Raw genomic sequence first — 3933 nt, forward strand, 5'->3', positions numbered from 1 at the left:
GCCCGTGGGCGAGCTGGCGCAGCTCGCCGAGACGGCCGCCGCCGCCTGCAAGGACGCCCGCCTCGCCGCCCTCGTCGGCGTGCTGGACGAGGGCGGCCCGAACGCCCGCGTCGGCGTCCTGGCCTCCCTGCCCGCCCGCGCCGACGTCGAGACGGCCCTGCACGAGGTCGCGACCCGCATCCGCAAGCAGTCCGGCGGCGACACCGTCATGGCCACCGGCTCGGTCGTCGAGTCGATCCGCGACGTCCGCCGGTCCTTCCTGGAGGCCGAGCAGGTCGCCGACGTCGCCTCCCGCGGCTCCGGCGGCCGCCTGTTCTACCGCCTCCCCGACCTGCGCCTGCGCGGCCTCCTGCACCTGCTGCGCGACGACGCCCGCGTCCAGACCTTCGTCGAGCGCGAGCTCGGACCCCTGCTGGAATACGACGCACAGCGCGGCAGCGACCTCACCCGCATCCTGGAGCTCTACCTCGACTCCGGCCGCAACAAGGCCGTCGCCGCCCAGCTCGCCCACCTGTCCCGCCCGGCCTTCTACGAGCGACTCCGCCGCATCGAGCGCGTCCTGGACGCCGACCTCGACGACGTGGAGTCCTGCGTCTCCCTCCACGTCGCCCTCCTGGCCCTCAGCTCCGTCCGCTGGGAACGCCCCTGACACGGATCACGTTCGGTGACTCTCCCACTGCGGAGTGCGGCCCATTGATAACCTTGTCGCGGAAGGCAACAACGCAGTCCCTAACGGTTCCTGTGGGAGGACACGTGACCGCACTGGCGGTGGACGACATGCCCGAACCCGAGCGGCGGCCGCCTCACGTCCAGCGCGTCGATCAGCCGGTGGACGGTCCCGTGCCGGCCTGGCTCATGCCCCCGCACGACGGCTTCACAGCAGAAGATCTTGACCACCTTCCGCATTTGCCCCCTCACTCAGAGTTGATCGATGGCAGCATCGTCCTGGTGAGCCCCCAGGCCAGTTTCCACATGCTGACGGTCTCCCTCATCGAGGGGGCGCTGCGTCCGCAACTACCCGACGAATTGCGCCTTCGCCGCGAGATGACCGTCACCCTGGCTCAGCGCCAGCGACCGGAGCCGGACGTCCTCGTCTTGCGCGCCGAGGGTGTCACCGGGCGTGATCAAACCAGCTACCAGCCCGAACATGTCGTTCTCACCGTCGAGGTGGTCTCGACCGAGTCGGAGTTGCGCGACCGGGAGCGCAAGCCGGAGCTCTACGCCGAAGCAGGCATCCCCCACTTCTGGCGCGTGGAGAACATAGACGGAGAGCCGGTGGTGCATGTCTTCGCCCTTGACCCGGCCACCAAGGCGTACGTGCCGTCCGGCGTCCACCACAACCGGCTGAAGCTCTCCGTCCCGTTCGAAATCGACATCGACCTGACCGAGATCGACCGCCTCTGACCGCGCACGCGGATGGTGCGCGATGTCCGGCTCGGCCTCGATGAGGCGCTCTCGCCCCTTACGCTTCGAGCATGACGGACGCGGCACTCCACGTTCACCACTACGGCGACCCTTCGGGCCCGCCGGTGATCGTCCTGCACGGCATCACAGGGCACGGCGCGCGCTGGCGGCGGACCGCCGAGCGGCATCTGGCGGACCGCCGGACGCTGGCGCCCGACCTCCGCGGGCACGGCCGCTCGCCGCATGAGCCGCCGTGGACGGTGGAGCGGCACGTGGCGGACGTCCTCGCGGTCATGGACGCGGAGGGCCTCGACCGGACGGACCTCGTCGGACACGCCTACGGCGGGATGATCGCGCTGCACCTGGCGCGGACGGCGCCGAGGCGGGTCCGGCGGCTCGTCCTGCTGGATCCGGCGATCGGGCTCGACCCGGCGGGAGCGGCCCGGAAGGCCCGCGAGGCGATGCCCGCGCCGTCCTTCGCCGACGCCGGCGGGGCGCGGGCCTCGCTGGCGGCCCGGTGGCCCCAGGCGTCGGACGAGATGCTGGACGAGGAGGTCGTCGATCATCTGGAGCCGGGCCCGGACGGGCGGCTGCGCTGGCGGTACGAGCCGGCGGCCATCGTGACGGCGTGCTCGGAGCTGGCCCGCCCGCACCTGCCGCCGCCCGCGGACATTCCCACCCACCTGGTCATCGCGACGCGCGCCGACCTGGTGCGACCGGAGTTCGTGGTCGACTGCCGCACCGCCCTCGGCCCGAACCTGACGATCTCCGAGATCGAATCGGGGCACCTGCTGTACGTCGACCAGCCGGACGAGACGGGCGTCCTGATCGACACCTGGCTCGGCTGACCGCCCCTGCCGCCGGCAGGGCGGCCGATCCCGGCCGGCCCCGCGGGATCGCCGACGACGACGGAGATCGGGATACCCGATCATGGCTCTCAGCGACCGTCTCCCCACGTTGCCGGCGGCCCATCGGCCGACAAAGTACAACAAGCGCTAGGTCAAGTCGGCCCACCGCCAAACGGGCCGGACCCGCGCACAAGGCGCAGCGGAGAGGTACATCAGTGCGCGGGGGGCACAACCAAGGGCGTGACCCAATGCGGATCAGTCGGCGCGCGCACGTTCGGGGTGGAGGAGGAGCTGCTCCTCGTCGACCCCGCGAGCGGGGCGCCCCAGGCGGTCTGCGGCTCCGTCATCCGGTACGCCCGGCGGCACGAGGAGGTGTCCTTCGCGGGCGGCAGGCGGGCCGAGCCGCTGGACACCGAGCTGCAGCGCGAGCAGGTGGAGACGGTCACGCCGGTCTGCACCGCCCTCGACGAGCTGTCCTCGCACGTCCGGTCGGCGCGGCTGGCCGCCGCGCGGACCGCCGCCGGCGTCGGCGCCGCCGTGGCCGCCCTCGCCACCTCCCCGGTCGCCGTGCGGCCCTCGCTCACCCCGTCCCGCCGCTACCGCCGCATGTCGGACGCCTACGGGCGCACCGCCGACGAGCAGCTCACCTGCGGCTGCCACGTCCACGTCGGGGTGGATTCGGTGGACGAGGGCGTCGCCGTCCTGGACCGGATCCGGCCCTGGCTGCCCCCGCTGCTCGCGCTCAGCGCCAACTCGCCGTTCTGGCAGGGCTCCGACACCGGCTACGACAGCTGGCGGCAGCAGGTCTGGGGGCGCTGGCCGTCCAGCGGGCCGACCGAGCTGTTCGGCTCCGCCCAGGCGTACCGGACGACGGTCGACGCGATGCTCGACAGCGGCGCCCTGATCGACGAGGGCATGATCTACTTCGACGCCCGGCTGTCGCGGCACTACCCCACCGTCGAGGTCCGCGTCCCGGACGTGTGCCTGGACGCCGACGACACCGTCCTGATGGCCGCGCTGGTCCGGGCCATGGTCGTCACCGCCGCCGAGGGCTGGCGCGCGGGCGTCCCGCCCGACGGCATCCGGACCGACCTGCTGCGCCTCGCGATGTGGCGGGCCAGCCGGTCGGGGCTCCGCGGCGACCTCCTCCACCCGGTGACCCGCCGCGCCGCCCCCGCGAGCACGGTCGTGCACGCCCTGCTGGAGCACCTCGCCCCCGCGCTCGACCGCCTGGGCGACCTGGAGACCGCGACCCGCCTGCTCCACGGCGTCCTCGAACGCGGGAACGGCGCGCAACTCCAGCGGGCCGTCTACGCCCGGACCCGCGACGTCACGGCCATCGTCGGCGACGCCGTCGGCCACACGGTAAAGGTCTAGCACGGTCCCGCCGCGCCGCCGGGGAGGCGCAGCAGGCCGGGGTCGGTGGCCTACGGGACGGCCTCGGGCGCGACCAGCGCCACGCAGGCATTCGCCCCGGTCAGGCCGCCGTGGACGCGTTGTGGCGATCACCTCGATCAGCGTCCGGCAGCCGATGCCCACGCTGATCCTGTCGGACACCGCCCGCGCCGACCGGACCGTCACGGAGGGCCGTGACCTGGCGCGCAAGGCCGTGAAGGAGATCATCCGCCGCCTGACCCGCAGCGTGAGATCCCCCCTCCCCCGCCCCTGATCCGGGGTGCCC

General features: G+C 73.2%; 5 protein-coding genes. All 5 read left to right on the forward strand.

Translation table 11 applies throughout. From position 1 onward, the window contains the following. Positions 1–649, forward strand: a 649-nt coding sequence (locus E1298_RS44915) for a PucR family transcriptional regulator (protein WP_131903484.1), incomplete at its 5' end; no start/stop codon positions are given. Between the two features lie 128 nt (positions 650–777). Further along, complete coding sequence (locus E1298_RS44920; RefSeq protein WP_131903487.1) at positions 778–1404, forward strand: Uma2 family endonuclease; 627 nt, start codon at positions 778–780, stop codon at positions 1402–1404. A gap of 71 nt (positions 1405–1475) precedes the next feature. Continuing rightward, on the forward strand, positions 1476–2252 hold the full coding sequence (locus tag E1298_RS44925) for an alpha/beta fold hydrolase (RefSeq protein WP_131903485.1): 777 nt from the start codon (positions 1476–1478) through the stop codon (positions 2250–2252). A 240-nt stretch (positions 2253–2492) separates the two neighbouring features. Beyond that, a complete protein-coding gene (locus E1298_RS44930) occupies positions 2493–3629 on the forward strand; it encodes a carboxylate-amine ligase (RefSeq protein WP_131903486.1) in 1137 nt (378 codons plus the stop codon). Positions 3630–3750: 121 nt separating this feature from the next. Then, positions 3751–3921 carry a hypothetical protein gene (locus E1298_RS50975; RefSeq protein WP_243726229.1) on the forward strand — a complete coding sequence of 57 codons (171 nt, stop codon included), beginning with the start codon at positions 3751–3753 and terminating at the stop codon, positions 3919–3921. Positions 3922–3933 lie beyond the last annotated feature (12 nt).

Origin of the sequence: Actinomadura rubrisoli (assembly GCF_004349215.1) — a bacterium.
Classification (GTDB): Bacteria; Actinomycetota; Actinomycetes; order Streptosporangiales; family Streptosporangiaceae; genus Spirillospora; species Spirillospora rubrisoli.

What these genes read in the sequence shown, in the direction of transcription:
- E1298_RS44925 (WP_131903485.1), top strand. Translation starts at nt 1,476, where the DNA reads ATGACGGACGCGGCACTCCACGTTCACCACTACGGCGACCCTTCGGGC.
- E1298_RS44920 (WP_131903487.1), top strand. Translation starts at nt 778, where the DNA reads ATGCCCGAACCCGAGCGGCGGCCGCCTCACGTCCAGCGCGTCGATCAG.